At 68.6% G+C, this 19,325-nt stretch carries 17 protein-coding genes; 3 read left to right on the top strand and 14 right to left on the bottom strand.

Going from position 1 to position 19,325, the window contains the following annotated elements:
* The first annotated feature begins 11 nt into the window (after positions 1-11).
* Positions 12-1,541 (top strand): MocR-like pyridoxine biosynthesis transcription factor PdxR, encoded by a 1,530-nt coding sequence (gene pdxR, locus HWX31_RS23240; RefSeq protein ID WP_174962872.1) that lies wholly within the window; start codon positions 12-14, stop codon positions 1,539-1,541.
* A gap of 37 nt (positions 1,542-1,578) precedes the next feature.
* On the opposite strand, the gene HWX31_RS23235 is transcribed toward pdxR, so the two are convergent.
* The 5 genes from HWX31_RS23235 to HWX31_RS23215 all read right to left on the bottom strand — a co-directional run bounded on the left by HWX31_RS23235 (position 1,579) and on the right by HWX31_RS23215 (position 7,246).
* On the bottom strand, positions 1,579-2,610 hold the full coding sequence (locus tag HWX31_RS23235; RefSeq protein WP_174962870.1) for a lipase secretion chaperone: 1,032 nt from the start codon (positions 2,608-2,610) through the stop codon (positions 1,579-1,581).
* A 3-nt stretch (positions 2,611-2,613) separates the two neighbouring features.
* Positions 2,614-3,708: a triacylglycerol lipase gene (locus tag HWX31_RS23230; RefSeq protein ID WP_174962868.1), complete on the bottom strand. Its 1,095-nt coding sequence runs from the start codon at positions 3,706-3,708 to the stop codon at positions 2,614-2,616.
* A gap of 223 nt (positions 3,709-3,931) precedes the next feature.
* Positions 3,932-6,103, bottom strand: coding sequence for a TonB-dependent copper receptor (locus tag HWX31_RS23225; protein WP_174962866.1), 2,172 nt, complete (start codon positions 6,101-6,103; stop codon positions 3,932-3,934).
* Between the two features lie 83 nt (positions 6,104-6,186).
* Positions 6,187-6,552: a DUF2946 domain-containing protein gene (locus HWX31_RS23220; RefSeq protein WP_174962864.1), complete on the bottom strand. Its 366-nt coding sequence runs from the start codon at positions 6,550-6,552 to the stop codon at positions 6,187-6,189.
* 157 nt (positions 6,553-6,709) lie between these two features.
* On the bottom strand, positions 6,710-7,246 hold the full coding sequence (locus tag HWX31_RS23215) for a cytochrome b (RefSeq protein ID WP_174962862.1): 537 nt from the start codon (positions 7,244-7,246) through the stop codon (positions 6,710-6,712).
* A 226-nt stretch (positions 7,247-7,472) separates the two neighbouring features.
* On the opposite strand from HWX31_RS23215, the gene HWX31_RS23210 reads away from it, so the two are divergent.
* Positions 7,473-8,114, top strand: coding sequence for a Pr6Pr family membrane protein (locus tag HWX31_RS23210; protein WP_174962860.1), 642 nt, complete (start codon positions 7,473-7,475; stop codon positions 8,112-8,114).
* A gap of 52 nt (positions 8,115-8,166) precedes the next feature.
* Here the strand turns inward: HWX31_RS23210 and HWX31_RS23205 are convergent, their stop codons facing one another.
* The 9 genes from HWX31_RS23205 to HWX31_RS23165 form a co-directional block, all read right to left on the bottom strand.
* Complete coding sequence (locus tag HWX31_RS23205) at positions 8,167-8,901, bottom strand: peptidoglycan DD-metalloendopeptidase family protein (protein ID WP_174962858.1); 735 nt, start codon at positions 8,899-8,901, stop codon at positions 8,167-8,169.
* Positions 8,902-9,293: 392 nt separating this feature from the next.
* Positions 9,294-9,647 (bottom strand): DUF4148 domain-containing protein, encoded by a 354-nt coding sequence (locus HWX31_RS23200; protein WP_059610763.1) that lies wholly within the window; start codon positions 9,645-9,647, stop codon positions 9,294-9,296.
* 201 nt (positions 9,648-9,848) lie between these two features.
* A complete protein-coding gene (gene gndA / locus HWX31_RS23195) occupies positions 9,849-11,261 on the bottom strand; it encodes an NADP-dependent phosphogluconate dehydrogenase (RefSeq protein ID WP_174962856.1) in 1,413 nt (470 codons plus the stop codon).
* A gap of 97 nt (positions 11,262-11,358) precedes the next feature.
* On the bottom strand, positions 11,359-11,997 hold the full coding sequence (locus HWX31_RS23190) for a DUF938 domain-containing protein (RefSeq protein WP_174962854.1): 639 nt from the start codon (positions 11,995-11,997) through the stop codon (positions 11,359-11,361).
* The gene (locus HWX31_RS23185; RefSeq protein ID WP_174962852.1) at positions 11,994-12,896 is read right to left on the bottom strand and encodes an NAD-dependent protein deacetylase; all 903 of its coding nucleotides are present in this window, start codon (positions 12,894-12,896) and stop codon (positions 11,994-11,996) included. Before HWX31_RS23185 ends, HWX31_RS23190 begins: the two co-directional genes overlap by 4 nt.
* A 1,073-nt stretch (positions 12,897-13,969) precedes the next feature.
* Entirely contained in the window at positions 13,970-14,899 is a 930-nt protein-coding gene (locus tag HWX31_RS23180; RefSeq protein WP_059610771.1) for a LysR family transcriptional regulator, read from the bottom strand.
* 124 nt (positions 14,900-15,023) lie between these two features.
* Positions 15,024-15,491, bottom strand: a complete 468-nt coding sequence (locus tag HWX31_RS23175; protein WP_174962850.1) for a GNAT family N-acetyltransferase — start codon at positions 15,489-15,491, stop codon at positions 15,024-15,026.
* 187 nt (positions 15,492-15,678) lie between these two features.
* A complete protein-coding gene (locus HWX31_RS23170; RefSeq protein ID WP_059727577.1) occupies positions 15,679-16,659 on the bottom strand; it encodes an NADPH:quinone oxidoreductase family protein in 981 nt (326 codons plus the stop codon).
* A complete protein-coding gene (locus tag HWX31_RS23165) occupies positions 16,656-18,341 on the bottom strand; it encodes a long-chain fatty acid--CoA ligase (protein ID WP_174962848.1) in 1,686 nt (561 codons plus the stop codon). Before HWX31_RS23165 ends, HWX31_RS23170 begins: the two co-directional genes overlap by 4 nt.
* Positions 18,342-18,493: 152 nt before the next feature.
* Here HWX31_RS23165 and HWX31_RS23160 point away from each other — a divergent pair, with 152 nt between their 5' ends.
* On the top strand, positions 18,494-19,312 hold the full coding sequence (locus tag HWX31_RS23160) for an IclR family transcriptional regulator (RefSeq protein ID WP_059713224.1): 819 nt from the start codon (positions 18,494-18,496) through the stop codon (positions 19,310-19,312).
* Positions 19,313-19,325 lie beyond the last annotated feature (13 nt).

Here is a 19,325-nt window from a genome sequence, read left to right as displayed (position 1 = left end):
GTAGGACCACTTTGGATACCGTGATCCTTGCCGACTGGCTCTCCGCGCGCCTCGACCGCGGCTCGTCCGAGCCGATGTATCGCCAGTTGCTGCAGCTGATGCAGCAGGCCATCCTGACCGGGGAATTGGGGCCAGGAACCAAGCTGCCGAGTTCACGGACGCTCGCCGCCGACCTGTCGATCGCGCGCAATACCGTGCTGCACGTGTACGACCAGCTGACGGCCGAAGGCTACGTGCTGACGACCACCGGCAGCGGCACCTATGTCGCCGACACGCGCCCGGACGCCGCCGCGATGCTGGCGCCGGGCAGCCCGCCGCCGTCGCCTTCCGCCGTCGATGCGGCGGCGCAGCAGGACGACGCGCAGGGCGGCCTGTCGATGCGCGGCCGGCAGCTGATCGAGCATGCGGGCGTGTCGCGCCGCCAGTGGGGCGCGTTCATGCCGGGCGTGCCGGACGTAGCGGAATTTCCGAGCCGCACATGGAGCCGCCTGCAGGCGCGGCTGTGGAAGGAAGCGAACCCGGAACTGCTGACCTACGCGCCGGGCGGCGGCTACCGGCCGCTGCGGCGCGCGCTCGCCGACTACCTGCGCGTCGCGCGCTCCGTGAAATGCTCGCCGGACCAGCTGATCATCACGACGGGGATCCACCAGTCGATCGATCTGGCGGTGCGCCTCCTGTCCGACATCGGCGATCGCGCGTGGGTGGAAGAGCCGTGCTACTGGGGCGTGCGCAGCGTGCTGCAGGCGGCCGGGCTGACGCTTACGCCGGTGCCGGTCGACCAGGAAGGGCTCGACCCGCGCGTGAGCGACCTGCAGCATCCGCCGCGGCTCGTGCTCGTCACGCCGTCGCATCAGTATCCGCTCGGGATGGTGATGAGCCTCGCGCGGCGCCGGATGCTGCTCGAATACGCGCGGCAGCACCGCTGCTGGATCATCGAGGACGACTACGACAGCGAATTCCGCTACGGCAGCCGGCCGCTCGCGTCGCTGCAGGGGCTCGACGACGGCGGCCGCGTGATCTACGTCGGCAGTCTCGGCAAGATGCTGTTCCCGGGCTTGCGGATGGGCTACATGGTCGTGCCGGAGCACCTGGTCGACACGTTTCGCACCGGGCTGTCGGAGCTGTATCGCGAGGGCCAGCTGATGCAGCAGGCCGTGCTCGCCGAATTCATCATGGACGGCTACCTGACCTCGCACGTGCGGCGCATGCGCACGCTGTACGGGGAGCGCCGGCAGTTGCTGATCGACGCGATCCATGCCCGCTTCGGCGACGCGCTGCCGGTGATGGGCGACGAGGCGGGCCTGCATCTCGTGCTCGGCCTGCCCGACGCCTGCGACGATCGCGCGGTCACGCAGAGCGCGTTCGACGCCGGCGTGATCGTGCGCCCGCTCACGAGCTACTACAGCAGCGCGGACGCCGCGCGGCCGGGCCTGCTGCTCGGCTATGCATGCGTCGCGCACGAGAGCATCGGCCCCGCGTTCGACACGCTCGCGACGACGATCGAGCGCCACCTGCCGCAACGCGCGACGCGCGCGGCATGAGCCCCCCCGCGCGGCGCGGTTAGCGCGGTTAGCGCGGTTAGCGCGGGGACGCCGCGCCGCGATCGAGCGACGCCGCGCGCAGCGCGTCGCCCGGTTTCGTGAACAGCCGCTGGCGCAGCGCCGCGATCTGCGCGTCGCGCTCCTGCGGCGGCAGCCCCGACGCGGCGATCTGGTCGCGTTGCGCCGCATAGTCGGTGTAACGGCGCTGCCACGCGTCGTCGTCCTGCTGCATGCGCGCGGCGCGCTCCGCCACCTCCGGGCCGAGTGACTGGGTCAATTGCGCGCGCATCGCGTCCGGCGTCGCGCCCGACTTCTGCAGCTGCGCGATCTGCGCGATCGCGGCCTGCTGCTGCGCGACGCGCTGCCGTTCGGCGCGTGCGCCGGGCGGCAGCTGCTGCTCGAGCGCGGCAAGCCGCTCGGCCTTCTGCGCATCGGTCAGCGTGCGGTCCTGCGCGATCTTCAGCCGCGCGAGATCGAAGCGCTGCCGCCACTGCTCGTCACTGAAGAACGGTTCGTTCCATTCGCCAAGCGTGCGCCGCGCGATCGACACGCGCTGGTCGAGCGCGAGCTCCAGCGCGCCGATATCGGACTTGTCGGCGACGGCCCCCGCGGCCGGCAGCTTCGCCAGTTCGGCCAGGTACGTGCGGTACCGGTGCCAGACGTCGAGCGCTTCCGGCTGCGCAACGGTGCCGTCGAGCTGCGCGGCGATCTCGCGGGCGACCAGTGCGTCGAGCGCGGTCGCGCTCAGGTCGCTCTGCGCGCTCAGGCAATAGTCGAAGAAATCGCGCACCGCGCGCGCTTTCGCCAGATGGCCGCCCGCCTCGAGCGGCAGGCGCGGCGCGCTCGAGCCGGCCAGCGACGACGGCAGGCCCGCGCTCGCCGCGTCCGGCGGCAGCGCCGGGGCCGCACCGCCGAGCGTCATTGCGTCCGCCGGCGCGCGCGCGGATTCCGCGTCGTGATGCGACGCGGCGCCGCGCACGACCCACACGCCGCCCGCGACGACCAGCGCCACGACGGCCACCGCTGCGGCGCGCCGCCGGCGCGGCGCACGATCGTCACGTGCGGCCATCGCTTACACGCCCGCGAGCTTCAGCCGGTTCGCGTGCGTGCGGATCACCGCGACCGGGTCTTCCGCATACGCGCCGCGCACGCCCAGCAGCTGGTTGATCTCGTCGACGTGGTTCCACTTGTAGCTCGTGCTCAGCACCTGCCCGAACAGCGCGCTGCATTTCGACACGACGCCGTCGTTTTCGCCCGAGCCGCGGTTGATCATCACCGTGCCGCTGCCGAGCAGCGCGAGCGTCGACGCGTCGAGCGCATTCGCCGGATCGACGACCGGGATCGTGCTCGTATCCTTCGCGCCCGTCACGCCCAGCGCGGAGAACGTCGGCTGGATCGCGGTGCCGGCCCACGAGTACAGCAGGTGCGTGTTGCCGCCGACCGTCTCCGTCGGCGCGCCGCTCTGGCACGAGCCGGGCGCGCCGAGCCCCGCGCTCGGGAAGTTCTGGTTATAGGTCGCGGCCCGCGCCGTGGTCAGCGTCTGCAGCGCGGCGAGCGCGTCCTGGTTGGTGTTGTGGGTGCTGCTCGTCAGCATGCCGAACACATTGACGAACGCCGCGATCACTGTCGACGAAAGACCGGTCGGGTCGTACGCGAGCACGCCCTGCACGAAGTCCGCGAATTCCGAGCCGCGGTGCGGCGTGCCGATCGTCGTCACCGACGCGACCAGCTCCGGCGCGACGGCGGCGACATAGCGCGACGACAGGCCGCCCTGGCTGTGGCCGATCAGGTTGACCTTGGCCGCGCCGGTCTGCGCAAGCACCTGCTTCACTTGCGCGAGCAATTGCTCGCCGCGCCCGTTCGGGCCGTCGTCGCTCTGGTAGCCGGACAGGTTCGCGACGTACACGGTCGCGCCATGCTGCTGCAGGTCCTGCTGGATGCCGTAAAAGTAATCGAGCACGCCCGCATACTTGTCGGTGCCCGTCAGCCCGTGCACGAGAATGATCGGATAACGCGTCGTCGCGTAATCGTCGGCCGGTGCGGTTGCCGCCACCGCCGCGCGCGTCGTCGCAACCGTCGCGAGCGCGGTCATGCCCGCGAACGGCGCGGCGCTCATCGCGCATGCCACTGCCCCTGCCACCACCCTGGAACGCATTGATCTGGCCATGCTTGTTCTCCTGTTTATATCCTGCTGGTGCGAGAGAGATCGTCTCGACGCGACAGGCGCCCTCGTCCGGCCCACGCGTCGAATGCGGGAGTTAAGCATGGCTGATGAACGTTTGCGCCCCCTTTAGACACGGCTCTCTAGTCGGTTGACGCGGGCGGCCGAAACCGGCGGGCCTCCGCCCGCGGGCGCGCATGCTGCGCCGCACACACAGCATGCGCATCGTTCACATCTTCGCGCTGACGCGCACCCACGCCGTGCGCCCCGGCTCGGTCACGGGCGTGTTGGCCGCATAGCCGAAGCCCGCGTTGCCGGCGAGGTTCAGGTGCTCCGTATAGGCCTTGTTGAGCACGTTGTCGACGCCGACCGACACCTGCACGGTCTTGCTCACGTTGTATTGCGCGTGCAGCGACAGCACGCCGAACCCGGCGCTCGGACCGAAGTCCTTGCCCACCACGTTGCCCTCGTTGAGCGCGTAGCGATGCTGCGATGCAACGACGCGCCACAGGCCGCCCGCCGACCACGCGCCGTGCGTGTATTCAACGCCGAAACGCGCCTCGAGCGGCGGCATCTGCGGCAGCGGATCGCCGGTCGCCACGTTGCGCCCCCACGCATACGCGAGCGACGTCTCGACGCGCAACGGCGCGACCGGCCGCCATGCGACACCGGCCTCACCGCCCATGATCTGAGCATTGACGTTGGTCGCCTGTGTGGTCGACCCCATCATGCCGGCCGCGTAATTGAACAGGATGAAGTCCTGCACGTAGCCCGCGTACGCCGATACCCACGCATCGAGCCGCTCGCTCCGGTACTGCGCGCCGATGTCGAGCTGCGTGGTCTTCTCGGGCTTGACCGCCGAGAACGCATTGACCGCGCCGGCCGGCCCGCGCTTTGCGGAGAACAGCTCCCAGTAGTCGGGAAAGCGCTCGGCGTGGCCGATCCCCGCGTACCACGTGACCGGCAGCGCCGCAAGATCCCGCTCGTAGCGGATGAAGCCGCTCGGCAGCACGCGCGAGCGGTCGTCGTCGAACGTCGGATTCGGCTTGCCCATCATGCCGCCCGTCGTCGGCCGCTTGTCGCGCGCGCTCGCATAGTCGACGCGCGCGCCGCCGATCACGCGCGACGCGTCGCTCGCGTACCAGGTCAGCTCGCCGAACGCGCCCGTGTTCCACATCGTCGTCTGCGCGTTCCACGGCTTGTCCGCATAGTCCTGCCGCCCCATCGCCGAGCGCGAATCGAGCCGGTTCGACTGCGCGTCGACGCCCGCGACGAGCTTGAAGTCGTCGCCGAAGCGCAACGTCGCCGCGGCCCGCGCGCCGAGCGTGCGGCGCCGCACTTCCGACGCCATCCGCATCGGCATGCTGCTCGTCGGGTCGGGCATCCGCAGCGTGTAGTTGTCCATCACGTGATCGGCTTCGTTGTAGTACACGCGCGCCTCGATGCGCTCGAGCACGTCGCCGATGTGCTGCTTGTCGAACGACAGGCCGAAGGTCTCGCGGCGGAAATGCGCGCCGTCCATCCCGCGCCCCGCGTAGCGCGCATAGCCGTCGCCCCCGCCGGCCGTCAGCTCGACCCGCGTATGGTCGTCGGGCGTCCAGCCGAGCGCCGCGTCCGCGTTCCACTTGTCCCACTGCGACGGCACGGTGCGGCCGTTGCCGTCCTTGTAGTCGTCCGAATGCGCGTGATTCGCGGTCACGCGGCCGTACACGTCCGGCGTGCCGGCCGTCACGTCGATGTTCTGGTCGTTGCGCCCGTACGAGCCGCCGACGAGACTGCCGTCGAAACGCATGCCGGGCTTGTCGAAGCGCCGCGTCGTGCGCTCGAACAGCACCGTGCCGGCCGATGCGCCGGGGCCGTACAGCACCGTCTGCGGCCCCTTCACCACGGTGAGCTTGTCGTAGCTTTCCGGCGCGATGTACGACGTCGGCGCGTCCATCCGGCCCGGACAGGCGCCGAGCGTCGGCATCCCGTTCGCGAGGATGTTCAGCCGCGAGCCGAACATGCCGCGCAGCACCGCGTCGCCGTTCGTGCCGCCGCTGCGGATCGACGCGAAGCCCGGAATCGTCTTCAGGTAATCCGCGCCGTCGCTGGCGGGCAGCGGCTGGCGCGGCGTCTTCGGATTCGTGACGACGACGAGCGGCGTTCTCAGCGGCGACGCAACGACCTCGACGGGCGGCAGCAGGTCGGCTGCGCCGGCCTGCGCGGCCGGCCCCGCGTCGTCCGCGCGCGCGGCGCCGGTCGCCGCGCAGGCGGCCGTCATCGCGCTGGCGGCCAGCGCGGGCATCGTGAGTTTCAGCATCAGCGGCAGGCGCCGCGTAGTGGTATTGCGAGTGGTATTGCGGGTAATGCGCGAAGCATTGCGCGACGCCGATTGCGCGCGCAAGGGGAAGTGAATCATGATCGAAAGCCCGAGTAACGCCCTCCACGCGATCGACGGATCGCACGGATGGCGGCAAAAGAACGAAAACGGAAGAAAACGCGTCAGGCGTTCTCGGGCGGCGCGCGTGGATAGGCCCGCGGATAGCGTGCGACGCTCGCGGCGACGGCGACAGGCGCGGCAGCGGACGTGGCGGAAATGACGGAGAGAGGCGCCGGCGCGGCGGAAACGCCGCCGATCGCCGGGCTGTGCGTGAAGAAGCTGCAGTAGCCGCACGCATCGAGATGCAGCGCATGGTGTGCACTGCCCGCGCCGGATGCGCGATGGCCGCCATGCTCTGCACTGCAGACGATCGCGTCGGGCGTCGACGCGTCGGCGACGCGCCACTGCGACGCCAGCGGCGCGACGATCGCGAACCAGATCGCGAGCATGCCCAGCCAGGCAGTCAGTGTGCGATGTCGGTTCGGCATGCGTGGCGTCGGGTAAGCGGAATGTAAATCAGACGGGATGTTACAGAATGTTCAGCGCAATGGCCAGCCTGCGCATCCACGATGCGAATCGGGGGCGCATGGTTGTTCATGCAACCATGCGCCCCCGGTTCGCTTGTGCGGCTGGCCCGCCCGCGGATCAGGGCGCCATGCGCTTCAGCGTGCCGTCCCGCAGGAAGAAGTGATGGTAGAGCGCGGCCACCGTGTGCAGGCCGATCACGAAATAGAACGCGTTGCCGATCAGCTCGTGCGCATCCTTGATGGCCGGCCGCAGCGCCTTGTCGGGCCCGAGCAGCGTGAACGAGATGCCGAGCCAGTCGAGCGAGACCGGCTTGCCGCCCAGGTTGATCATGATGATGCCCAGCAACGGCTGCGCAATGATGAACGCGTACAGCGCGACGTGGGTCAGCCGCGACAGCCATTGCAGCAGTGCGTGCTGCCGCATCGGCTCCGGCACGCGGCTGACCGCCCGCCAGACGATCCGCAGCGCCGACAGCACCAGCACGAGCGTCCCCGCGGTCAGATGCACGTTCATCCAGAACGCGCGGCTGTCGCTGCCCTTCGGCCCGCGAATCTCGATCGCCAGATAGGCGAGCGCCACGAGCAGGAAGATGACCCAATGAAAGAAGATGGCTGGGCTGCTGTAGCGCGCCTGTCTCGCGAGGATGTTTCTCATGCTCGGTCTCGTATCGAATGCGGGGGTGGGACGGCTGCCGTGGGCCGGCCGGTGCACGGCATGCTGCAGCGATTGTAGCGGCACGAGCGGCGGGATTCGACGGTCAGGATCAAATATCCGACGATTCGGTCGCGCCGGCATTGCGCGACGAGGGTGCAGAATTGTGCGCCATGCGGATGCGACTGTGGCACGATGGAGTTTCCAGCGTCGTCCGTCGTACAGCATCATGAGCAAAGCGTTCTTCGTTGCAGCCTACCGGCTGACGGCCGCGTTGCTCGCGCTTTCGACGACGCTGCACGGCATCGCAGGCCGCCTGGACATGCCGATGTTTCACGTCGGCAACTACCTGAGCTACTTCACCCAGCTGAGCAGCCTGTACGCGGCCGCGATGCTGTTCGCGGGGCTGCGGCGCGCGGCTCGCATCGGGTCCGCGCGCTACGAGTCGATGCGCGGCGCGGCGGTGCTGTACATGCTGATCACCGCAATCGTCTACGAATTGCTGCTCGCTCGGCCCGACGCGCTCCTGCACATCACACCGGCCTACAACAACTGGGTGCTGCACCGCATCGTGCCGCTCGTCGTGCTCGGCGACTGGCTGTATGTGGAGCCGCGCTCGCCGATCCAGTGGCAGAGCGCGGTCACGTGGCTCGGCTTTCCGATCGTCTACCTCGCGTACACGCTGCTGCGCGGCGCCTGGGAAAACTGGTATCCGTATCCGTTCGTCGACCCGCGGCCGCACGGCTATCTGCCCGTCGCGATGCAATGCACGCTGATCGCGCTTGGCTCGGCCGCCCTCGCCCTGGCGATCTGCTGGCTCGGCAACCGCTCGAAACCGGCCGCCGAAGTGCCCGTGACGGGAGAGGGATGAGCGGCGGCCGACGCATGCGCATGCTGCGGCGCGCACGCCCCGGCCAGCCCGGTCAGCCGCCGTTCCTCGGCAGGAAGCCCAGCGGATCGACCACCTTGCCGTTTTGCCGGACTTCGAATTCGAATGTCGCCCGCCCGCTCGCATCGGTGTCCATCTCGGCGACCGGCTGGCCGGTCCGCACCGCGTCGCCTTCGTTGACGAGCAGCTTGCCGTTGTGGCCGTAGGCCGTGATCAGGCCGTTTTCGTGCTTCAGGATCACGAGCGGACCGTACGCCTTGACGCCGGACCCCGCATAGACGACCCGCCCGTTCGCCGCGGCGCGCACCGTCCGGTCGGGCCCGGACGCGGCGATGACGATCCCGCGCGTCTTGCCGGCCGAGAACGGCGCTATCACGACACCCGTTGCGGGCCACGCCAGCGTACCCGGCTGGGCCGCCGGCGCGGCAGCTGGCGGCGTGATCGACGTGGCCGCGGGCGGCGGCGCGACGCGCAGCACCTGGCCGGGCTTGACCGTGTCGGTCGGCGCCATGTGGTTCCAGCTGGCCACGTCCTGCACGCGCTGGCCGAACGCGCCCGCGATGCCCGCGAGCGTGTCGCCCGGGTTCACGCGGTAGTAGCCCGCTATCACGCTGCCCGCCGGCGCGGCCGGCGTCGACGGCCGGTACGGCTGCCAGGTATCGGTCCACGGCGTCATCGTGCAGCCCGTCAGTGCGACGGCCGCCGCGGCCAGCGCCAGCCGCGGCAGCCAGCGTTGCGGGGAAAAGTGGATGGGATTGTGTTCTCTCAAGCGTACCTCCCGGATTTGCCCGGATTTGCCTCGTGCGCCGCTCACCGCCCTCCGGCGTGCGTCGCACGGCGTCCGGCGCAGCGGCCGGACCAACCAGTATCCGACCGCGGATGCGGCCGGCAGTTTCCGAATCGGAAACGACGCGCGGGTTCGTGAGCCCGTTTTGCGTCGTCCCAACCGGCAAAGATACCATTTGCGGCGGTCGGGGCTGCGTCAGGCGCCTGCGGCCGGCAACAGTCTTGCGGTACGCCGGGTCGTCGGCGCAGTCCGCGCGCGCCACAAAAGAGAACAGCCCATCGTTCCTTATCGCGGAACGATGGGCTGCGGGAGACAACCGGGACGGGGGAATCGAATCCGGCGGGCAGCCGGTCGCGGCCTCGCGGCCGCGTCGATCAATGACCCTTGTAGACCGGCGCGCCGTCGGCGACGCGCTTGATCCCGTTCGGCCAGCCTGCGGCCGGGGCGCCCGACGGCGCGCCCGATTCCTGCCGGGCTGCCGGCTGCGCGCCGTAGCCGCTCGTATCGGCCGCGGCGACGTTCTGCTGCGGATGCACGCGCGCTTCGGCGGCGAGGATGCCTTCCGGATAGTTGGTGCGGTCGCTGCCGAGCTTGTAGCCGGCCTGTTGCAGCGCCGACAGTTCGGCCTTGACCTGGTCGCGGGTGACCGGGCCGTTTTGTTGGGCGAACGAGACGGCCGGAACAGCGAGAACGGCAGCAGCAGCGAACGTTGCGATCAGCGATTTCATGACTTACCTCCGTGATTTTTTGCTCCGCCGCACACACCATGTCTGCAGCGATGGAACAGAGTTTAGTCCCGAGATCACCTAGGGAAAACCATGAAACCGCGAAAACACTGTTTCGCCGGAGCCAACAATGTCACGATCTGATGCGAAAAGACCCTATCGATACGATAGGTTTTCGCAACAATTGCCGCCCTCGCGGGTCCGTTACGACCAGTTCGCGTGGAAGCTGCCCGGCTTGTCGGTACGCTCGAACGTATGCGCGCCGAAGAAGTCGCGCTGCGCCTGCACAAGATTCGCCGGCAGCCGTTCCGAGCGGTAGCTGTCGAAGTACGCGACCGCCGACGCGAACGCCGGCACCGGCACCCCGGCCTTCACCGCAGCGATCACGACCTCGCGCAGCGACGCCTGGTAGTTCGCGGCGATGTCCTGGAAGTACGGATCGAGCAGCAGGTTCGCGAGCGCCGGATCCGTCGCATACGCGTCCGTGATCTTCTGCAGGAAGCGCGCGCGGATGATGCAGCCCGCGCGGAAGATCTTCGCGATGGTGCCCAGGTCGAGGTTCCAGCCGTATTCCTCCGACGCGGTGCGCAGCTGCGCGAAGCCCTGCGCGTACGAGATCACCTTGCTCAGGTACAGCGCGCGGCGCACGGCCTCGACGAACGCTGCGCGATCGCCCTGCAGCGGCGTCGCGGACGGCCCCGACAGCACCTTGCTGGCCGCCACGCGCTCCGTCTTCAGCGACGACAGCACGCGTGCGAACACCGACTCGGTGATCAGCGGCAGCGGCACGCCGAGATCCAGCGCGTTCTGGCTCGTCCACTTGCCGGTGCCCTTCTGCGCCGCGCGATCGAGGATCACGTCGACCAGATGCTTGCCGGTTTCGTCGTCCTTCTTGCCGAAGATCTTCGACGTGATCTCCATCAGGTAGCTGTCCAGCTCGCCCTGGTTCCAGTCGGTGTAGACCGCGCCCAGCTCGTCGTTCGTGAGGCCGGCAACGTCCTTCAGCACCGCGTAGCTCTCGGCGATCAGCTGCATGTCGCCGTATTCGATCCCGTTGTGGACCATCTTCACGTAGTGGCCCGCGCCGTCCGGCCCCATGTACGCGACGCACGGCTCGCCGTCCGACGGCGCCTTCGCGGCGATCTGCTTGAGGATCGGCTCGACGAGGTCGTACGCGTCGCGCTGGCCGCCAGGCATGATCGACGGGCCGCGCAGCGCGCCCTCCTCGCCGCCCGACACGCCGGTGCCGATGAAATGCAGGCCCGATTGCGCGAGTTCCTGGTTGCGGCGGATCGTGTCGGTGAAGTGCGTGTTGCCGCCGTCGATCAGCACGTCGCCCTTCTCGAGCAGCGGCTTGAGCGCGGCGATCGTCGCGTCGGTCGCGGTGCCCGCCTTCACCATCATCAGGATCCGGCGCGGCGTTTCGAGCGACGCGACGAATTCCTCGAGCGTGTAGGTCGGCACCAGGTTGCGGCCGGGGAATTCGGCGATCAGTTCGTCGGTCTTCTCGCGGCTGCGGTTGTACACCGATACCGCGTAGCCGCGGCTCTCGATATTGAGTGCGAGATTGCGGCCCATCACCGCGAGTCCGATCACACCGATTGCTTGTTTGCCCATTAGTCAATTCTCCGGAAAAAACAGGGCGCGACCCGATCGGGGTCGCGCGCACAGGCGAAAGGATAAGGGAAACCCGGCCGCGATGCGCGGGCAAGTGTCATTGGTCGACGTGCGGCAGGCGCCGGAACACGACGCTCAGGTTGTTGGCGGGCATCTCGACGACTTCGATGCAGTCGAGTCCGCGATCGAGGCCGAGCGCGACGACCGTCTCGAGATCGCGCACGCCCCACGACGGGTCGCGGCTTCTGAGCTGCGCGTCGAACGCCGCGTTCGACGGCGCGGTGTGCCGGCCTTCGCGGCGATAGGGGCCGTACAGGACCAGCACGCCGCCCGGCCGCAGCACGCGCGACGCGCCGGCGAACAGCGCCTCGGCGCATGCCCACGGCGCGATGTGGATCATGTTGATGCAGACGATCGCGTCGAGCGCCGCGAACGGCCACGCCGCGTCGCGCACGTCGAACGCGAGCGGCGCGTCGATGTTCGGCAGCCCCGCCTGCGCAATCCACGCGGCGATCGAGCGCCGCGCCTGCGCGTCGGGGTCGCTCGGGTGCCAATGCAGGCCGGGCAGCCCCGCCGCGAAATGCACGACGTGCTGGCCGGTGCCGCTGGCGATTTCGAGCACGTCGCCGCGGGCCGGCAGCACGCGGCGCAGCACGTCGAGGATCGGCCCGCGGTTGCGCTCGGCCGCGGGCGCGGATAGCCGCAGCGACGGATCGTCGGGGGTCGTGCCGGTCATGGTGCGCAACACTCCGTTTCGGAATCGGCAATGCCCAGCCGCGCGTTCAGCGCGTCGAGCGCTAACGCGCACGGCGCCTCGACCTTCAGCGTCAGCATCGGATCGGCGCGCGTGTGGCCGAGATTGAGCGCCGCGACCGGCTTGTGCTGCGCCTGCGCCCATACGCAGAAACGGTAGCCGGAATACACCATCAGCGACGAGCCGACGACCAGCAGCGCATCCGCCGCGTCGAGCGCCGCGGCGGCGACGGCGACGCGCTCGCGCGGCACGTTCTCGCCGAAGAACACGACCGCCGGCTTGAGCAGGCCGCCGCATGCCGGACAGGCCGGGATGCGGAACGCGTCGAGTGCATGCCATTCGAGATGCGCATCGCCGTCGGCGGCGGGCTGCGCCTGTGCGCCCAGCAGCTCGGGGTTCTCCGCTTCGAGCACGGTCTGAATCGCGGCCCGCGCATGGTGTGCGCCGCAATCGAGACAGGTCACGCCGCTGATGCCCCCGTGCAGTTCGATCACGTCCGTGCTGCCTGCGCGCTGATGCAGGCCGTCGACGTTCTGCGTGACGAGGCGCTCGATCCGGCCGGCTGCGCCGAGCCGCGCGAGCGCGGCATGCGACCGGTTCGGCCGCGCATTGCCGACGACCGGCCAGCCGATCATGCTGCGCGCCCAGTAGCGCCGCCGCGCGGCGTCGGAACCGAGGAATTCGTGAAGCTGGATCGGCGCGGACCGCATCCACTGTCCGTTGCGGTCGCGATAGCCGGGAATGCCGGAATCCGTGCTGATGCCCGCGCCCGTCAGCACGAGCAGGCGCGGATGGCGCTCGACGAACGCATGGAGCGCATCGAGCGCAGCGGGATCGATGGAAACGGCGGAAGACGGGCCGGGCGCGGCGGAATCGGTCATGACGGCGGCGGATGAGCGGGCGGGATCGGCCAGCCGGGAACGCGCACCGGCGGGCCTGCATGTCTGCACATGATACCGAACCGCGGCGCGCCCGGTGCCGGCGGCCCTCGGCATGCCGGATCCGCCCGCCACAAAAAAAGGCGCCCATCCTCCAAAGGGTGATGGGCGCTTGAACAATTGATCCATCGGGGTTGTGGATCAACTGGAAACCTGGCGTTGTCGCATCCGCGAAGCCATGTTCGGCGGATGATCCCCGGTCAACGCCAATTCTTGTGTGTCATGCGCGTCGCCGCACGCTGCCTCCCCTCCCTGCTCGCTCCGGTTGTCGTCTCCCGAGGTCTTTCAAGGTGCCTCCCTTCGGCAGGCGCGTTCGGTTTCGGTTTTGAATCACACCGCCCGGCCGTCGCGCTCGATGCCGGTTCGGGTCTGCCGCACCGCCCGCCGGCATGGCGCACGGCATGCGAGACCCGCACCCAGTTCATCAGGATGACAAAGCAAATTTCGTGGTTGACCGTCCGTCGGCCGAAGCCTGCGTCGATGTCCGTTAACGCCGGCGATTTGCGCCTGGCCGGATGGTCATGCGCGTGGCGAACGGATGAAGCGAGCGCGGATTGTCGGACGGGATTCGGTGCCGAGCGTGATCAGGTCACTTCGGACGGAAGCGACACGGGCACCCGAGGTTTTCGGCGGTTCATGCTTGCAACGCAGTGCCTTGCGACTCGATCTTTTTTCATTATCTTGTCCCCGATTAGAAGTACTCCCTGACCGCCGGCTTGCGATCGTCGATCCGGTTCGGTCGACATGCACGCTGGCGGCACCCGGATATATGCAAGGAACGCACCATCTGGCGCAACGCCATGTCTGGCGGGCCTCCGTGATCGGACGTCGCGGAACGCGTGGGTCCGAAGGGACGGAATGTTTCAGAGTTGAAACAGGGTGCCGGGAAAATCGTTTCGGAAACGCGCAGGAACGACGCGGTGCCGAGCATCGCTGGCGACTCGCCGGCCCGCTATTTCTCGAAGCGGCCGCCCCAGCGGCAGGCCCGCGCGGCATCGCTTCCCGCACTCGCCGGCTTACGGGCGCGACGCCCATCCGGACGGCTGCCGCGTCGCTCCGTTGGCGTCGATCGCGTCGATCAGGTAATCGACGAACGACGCGATCCGCGACGAAATCGCCGTGTTCCGGTAATAGACCGCATTGATCGGCTGCCGCACGTCCTGCGTCTGGCGCGCGAGGAGCTGCACGAGCCGCCCCGCTTCGCGATCGTGGACGGTCATGAAGTCCGACAGGCAGACGATGCCCGCGCCGTCGAGCGCGAGTTGCCTGAGCGTCTCGCCGCTCGACGACCAGATCGCCGGCTCGATCCGATACGGCTCGCCGTCGGTGCCGAGGACCGGCCACACGTTCAGCGACTCCGGCTGATTGAAGCCCAGCAGCGCATGCTTCGCGAGATCCTCGACCTTGCGCGGGTGTCCGTGCGCGTCGAGATAGGCCGGGCTCGCAAGCAGGCGCAACCGGCTGTTGCCGATGTGCCGGCTGTGCAGCGTCGAATCCTTGAGCCGGCCGATCCGGATCGCGACGTCGGTGCGCTTTTCGAGCAGGTCGATGATCCCTTCGTTGCTGTTCAGCTCCAGCTCGACCTGCGGAAACCGCTCGCGATAGCCGCGCACGAGCGGCACGATCACGTGCAGCATGAACGGCGACGCGGCATCGACCCGCAAGCGCCCCGACGGCTTCTCGCGCCGCGCCGTCATCTGCTCTTCGGCGCTCTCGACCGACTCGATGATCGCGCGCGCATTCTGCAGGAACGCCTGCCCCTCCTCGGTCAGTTCGAGCCGCCGCGTGGTCCGGCGCAGCAGCGTGGTTTTCAGCTTTTCCTCCAGCCGCGCGAGCGTGCGGCTCGTCGCCGATACGGTGAGGTCGAGCTGCTGCGCGGCCGACGTGATCGATCCGGTGTCGACCACGGTCGCGAATGCCTGGAGTTCGTCGAGCGTGACTTTCATTGTTGACCTGAAATCAAAACAGGCCTCTTTATAGTTCAGTTTTTGTGCAAAAGTAAAGCACGCACGGCGCGCACCATCGGTCACCGGAGCCGGGAAAGCCTGGCGACGCTGCACAAGGAAAGCATCAGATCGGTGCAGCATCCTGCTGACGCGTTCCACAAGGCGGTCTGACATAGTAGATATCCCATTCCGCGTCAGCGACTTTCACAAAGCCATGCTGCAGATAAAAGCGGTTCGAATCGCTGCCGCGTAGCGCGCCGACCTTGATCGGCAGCGCGCGCGAATCGGCATCGGCGAAGATCGATTCAAGCACGGCCGAGCCGATTCCCCTTCCCTGATGCGCGGGCAGGATGTACAGGTGTTCGAGCATCAGATGCTCGTCGGCCGGCCTCACCAGAAGGAAGCCGACGGTGATGCCGTTTGCCACGATGAACCGGCAGCATGCAGGATCGAAGGACGACAGGAAACGCGCCCTCGCACGCTGCGGATCGAATCGGCCGACGCGCTCCAGACTTTCGCGCATCGCGGCGATGCGCATCTGCACCAGCGTCTCGGCATCGTCGTGGGTCACACTTGCGTATGTCAGTTTCATCCGCCAGCTCTCTTATCGGCCTGTCGATATGCGATTGACCCGATTCCGGATCCGGCGGCAATTGTCTGCGATTCACGCACCCGCGTCGACCATGATTAGCATTTCTATGTGCCCACATCAGCGGCGCGGCGCTGCCGAAAGCCCGCGTCGCGCGGCGCGGATCGCCCGGCCGCGCAACGAAGCCGGATCACGCGTCCGGCAGTATCACCACCTTGCCCTTGACCTGCCGGTTCGCCATCCGGGCAATCGCGTCGGCCGCGCCGGAGAGCGGCACCCGCTCGGTAATCACGGGCCGCACCTTGCCCGCCGCGAACCATTCGGCGAGCACGCGCATATTGGCCGCATGCTGCGCCGGGTCGCGGCGCACCGCGTCGCCCCAGAACACGCCGAGGATGTCGCGCTCCTTGAGCAGCGCGAGGTTCAGCGCGATCTTCGGAATCTCGCCGGCGGCGAAACCGACCACGAGATACCGGCCGCGCCACGCGGTCGCGCGCAGTGCCGCCTCGCTGTACGCGCCGCCCACCGGATCGTAGACGACGTCGGCGCCGCGCCCGCCGGTCAGCTCGTCCACGCGGCGGCGCAAGTCCTCGGTCGCGTAGTCGATCGTCTCGTCGGCGCCGGCCTCGCGGCACAGCGCCAGCTTGTCGGCCGTCGATGCCGCCGCGATGACGCGCGCGCCGAGCGCCTTCGCGATCTCGATCGCCGCGAGCCCGACGCCGCCCGCCGCGCCCAGCACGAGCAGCGTCTCGCCGGGCTGCAGGCGCGCGCGCTGCTGCAGCGCGTGCAGCGACGTGCCGTAGGTCAGCACGAACGCCGCGCCCTGGTCGAACGCCATCCCCGGCGGCAGCGCGGCGATCTGGCGCGCGTCGGCCACGCACTGTTGCGCAAAGCCGCCGTGGCCGGTCGACGCGATCACCGCGTCGCCGGGCCGCCACCCGGTCACGCCGTCGCCGACCGCGTCGATCACGCCGGCCAACTCCGCACCGGGCGAAAACGGCAACGCCGGCTTCACCTGGTACAGCCCCTGAACGATCAGCGCATCGGGGAAATTGAGCGACGCCGCCTTCACGCGAATCCGCACCTGGCCCGCGGCCGGTTCGGGAGTCGCCACATCCTCGATCCGCAAGCGGTCGATCGGACCGAATGCGGTACACAACAGAGCTTTCATGCGTTCCTCTCTCCTTGCGCGGCCCGGCGAGCCGCTTCCTGTTCCTGCAACCGGCGCCACTGGATCTTGCCGGTGCCCGACTTCGGCAGCGCATCCACGAATTCGACGATGCGCGGCGCCTTGTATGACGCCATGTGCTCGCGCGCCCACGCGACGATCGCGTCTTCCGTCAGCAACCCGCGCTGCGTCGGGTCCGCCACGACGAGCGCCTTGACCGTCTCGCCGCGATACGGGTCGACCGAGCCGATCACGCAGACCTCCCGGATGTCCGGATGACCGTACAGGATCGCCTCCACCTCCGCCGGCCACACCTTGTAGCCGGACGCGTTGATCATCCGCTTGAGGCGGTCCACCATGAAGAAGTAGCCGTCCTCGTCCATGTAGCCGAGATCGCCGGTGCGCAGGAACGCTTTCCCGTCGATCTCGACGAACGCGTCGCGCGTCGCGTCGGGGCGCCCCCAGTAGCCGCGCATCACCTGCGGGCCGTGCACGACGATCTCGCCCGTCTCTCCGCGCGGCATCGCGTCGAACGTGACGGGATCGACGACCCGCGCGTCGACGTCGAACACCGGAATGCCGAGGCATTGCCGCTTCGGCCGCTGCGGCGGATTGATATGGGTGGCCGCCATCGTCTCCGACAGCCCGTAGCCTTCGATGTAGTCGATACCGGTGCGCTCCGCGAGTCGCTGCGCGACTGCGTCCGGCATCGCCGCGCCACCGCCGCTCATCCAGCGCAGGCTCGACAGGTCGAATTCGTCGAGCCGCGGGTTCCAAAGGAAGTCGACCGCCATCGTCGAGATCGACTGCCAGTTGGTCACGCGATAGCGCTCGATCGCCCACGCGGCCGCGTCGCGGTCCCAGCGCGGCAGCACGACGACCGTCGCGCCGATGTACAGCGGCGCGTTCATGCCGCCCTGCATGCCGGTCACGTGGAACAGCGGCAGCACCGACAGCATGGTCGCATCCTGCGTGCAGCCGAACCACTGAACGCCGCCCACAGCCGTGCACATCACGCTGCGATGCGTATGCATGCAGCCCTTCGGCCTGCCGGTCGTGCCCGACGTATAGGGCATCACGCACAGGTCGTCCGGCCCGGCCGTAAGCGGCCCCGGCGCGAGCTGCGCAGCCAGTACGTCACGCCAGTGCGTCGCGCCGGGACCGCTCGCGTTGCGCGGCGCCGTGATGAAATCCGGCGGCACGAGGCCCGACGGCCGCTTGAGGTAGTCGCTGTAGGTCGCGACGACGACGTGGTCGAGCCCGCTCGCGCCAACGAGCGGCCGTACGCGCGGATACAGGTCCTGCGCGGCAAACATCACGCGCGCGCCGCTGTCCTCGACGTAATGCTGCAGCTCGTCCGTCAGGTTCATCGGATTGATCGGCACGACGACTGCGCCGGCGCGCAGGATGCCGTAGTAGGCGATCATCCATTGCGGGCTGTTTTGCATATACAGCAGCACCCGGTCGCCCGTGCGCACGCCGTAGCGCTGCTGCAGAAATCCCGCGATGCGCTCGGCCTCGTCCTTGAACTCCGCGAAGGTGACCGCCGTGTCGTAGAAGACGATGAACGGCTTGTCGGGATAGCGCGCCGCCGCCACCTCCGCGTTGTGGAACAGGTTCGTTTCCGGCAACGTCAGATGGCCGGACAGATGCGCCGGCCAGTTCGGCGACCTTTCGATGGGCATGGTTCGGCTCCTGTTTCAGCGGCGGGCGCGGTCAATCGAAGCGCGGACGTCGGGACGGCGCCCGCGCGCGTGCCGGACGCTTTCCGGTAGAATCCCCGCAGCCCGGCACTCGCCGGCCGCGCCGGGCCACCTCCATCCCGCACCGCACACGCATGGGTAATCCGAAGCGCGACGCCATCACGCTGCTGTCCGCCCCCAATGAAGACCATCCGCAATTCATCACCGCGCTCGCGCGCGGGATGGCGGTGCTGCGTTGCTTCACGCGCGGCGAGCGCTTTCTCGGCAACCAGGACATCGCCCGGCGCACGCACCTGCCGAAGCCGACCGTGTCGCGCGTCACGTTCACGCTCACGCAACTCGGCTACCTGCATTACTCGGCGGAGCTGGAGAAATACTCGCTCGGCATCGGCGTGCTGAATCTCGGGCACGCGTTCCTGCAGAGCAACGAGGTCGTCGACATCGCGCGCCCGTTCCTGCAGTCCTATGCGGAGTACACGCAGGCGGCGGCGATGCTCGGCGAGTTCGACGGCAAGCAGATGATCCTGCTCGACGTGTGCCAGGGCGATCCGCTGTTCCAGCTGCGGTTCGAACCCGGCTCGCGCGTTCCGCACGGCGCGACCGCGCTCGGCCGCGCGCATCTCGCGGCGCTGCCGGACGAGCTGTTCGAGCGCTATCTGCGAACCACCCGCGCGAGCAGCCCGCCGGACCAGTGGCCGCAACTCGAGGCCGGGATCGTCGCCGCGCGCGACGACTACGAAAAGCTCGGCTTTTGCCTGTCGCTCGGCGACTGGATGCCCGACCTGTTCGCGGTCGGCGTGCCGATGGTGTCGGCCGATCGCTCGCGCATCCTCGCCTTCAGTTGCAGCGGCCGCGTGTCGACCGTCACGCGCGCGCGCCTGATCGACGATTTCGGCCCTCGGCTCGTCGCGCTGCGCGACGAGGTGTTCGCGCGCGTCGGCGGGCATTTCTAGTCGCCGTGCCGGC

Source organism: Burkholderia ubonensis (assembly GCF_902833085.1).
Lineage (GTDB): Bacteria > Pseudomonadota > Gammaproteobacteria > Burkholderiales > Burkholderiaceae > Burkholderia > Burkholderia ubonensis.
The sequence above is the reverse complement of the archived record's forward strand: the minus strand, read 5'-3'. Positions and strand labels throughout refer to the sequence as shown.

What these genes read in the sequence shown, in the direction of transcription:
- HWX31_RS23235 (WP_174962870.1), bottom strand. Translation starts at nt 2,610, where the DNA reads ATGGCCGCACGTGACGATCGTGCGCCGCGCCGGCGGCGCGCCGCAGCG.
- HWX31_RS23230 (WP_174962868.1), bottom strand. Translation starts at nt 3,708, where the DNA reads ATGGCCAGATCAATGCGTTCCAGGGTGGTGGCAGGGGCAGTGGCATGC.
- HWX31_RS23225 (WP_174962866.1), bottom strand. Translation starts at nt 6,103, where the DNA reads ATGATTCACTTCCCCTTGCGCGCGCAATCGGCGTCGCGCAATGCTTCG.
- HWX31_RS23220 (WP_174962864.1), bottom strand. Translation starts at nt 6,552, where the DNA reads ATGCCGAACCGACATCGCACACTGACTGCCTGGCTGGGCATGCTCGCG.
- HWX31_RS23215 (WP_174962862.1), bottom strand. Translation starts at nt 7,246, where the DNA reads ATGAGAAACATCCTCGCGAGACAGGCGCGCTACAGCAGCCCAGCCATC.
- HWX31_RS23210 (WP_174962860.1), top strand. Translation starts at nt 7,473, where the DNA reads ATGAGCAAAGCGTTCTTCGTTGCAGCCTACCGGCTGACGGCCGCGTTG.
- HWX31_RS23200 (WP_059610763.1), bottom strand. Translation starts at nt 9,647, where the DNA reads ATGAAATCGCTGATCGCAACGTTCGCTGCTGCTGCCGTTCTCGCTGTT.
- gndA (WP_174962856.1), bottom strand. Translation starts at nt 11,261, where the DNA reads ATGGGCAAACAAGCAATCGGTGTGATCGGACTCGCGGTGATGGGCCGC.
- HWX31_RS23190 (WP_174962854.1), bottom strand. Translation starts at nt 11,997, where the DNA reads ATGACCGGCACGACCCCCGACGATCCGTCGCTGCGGCTATCCGCGCCC.
- HWX31_RS23185 (WP_174962852.1), bottom strand. Translation starts at nt 12,896, where the DNA reads ATGACCGATTCCGCCGCGCCCGGCCCGTCTTCCGCCGTTTCCATCGAT.
- HWX31_RS23180 (WP_059610771.1), bottom strand. Translation starts at nt 14,899, where the DNA reads ATGAAAGTCACGCTCGACGAACTCCAGGCATTCGCGACCGTGGTCGAC.
- HWX31_RS23175 (WP_174962850.1), bottom strand. Translation starts at nt 15,491, where the DNA reads ATGAAACTGACATACGCAAGTGTGACCCACGACGATGCCGAGACGCTG.
- HWX31_RS23170 (WP_059727577.1), bottom strand. Translation starts at nt 16,659, where the DNA reads ATGAAAGCTCTGTTGTGTACCGCATTCGGTCCGATCGACCGCTTGCGG.
- HWX31_RS23165 (WP_174962848.1), bottom strand. Translation starts at nt 18,341, where the DNA reads ATGCCCATCGAAAGGTCGCCGAACTGGCCGGCGCATCTGTCCGGCCAT.
- HWX31_RS23160 (WP_059713224.1), top strand. Translation starts at nt 18,494, where the DNA reads ATGGGTAATCCGAAGCGCGACGCCATCACGCTGCTGTCCGCCCCCAAT.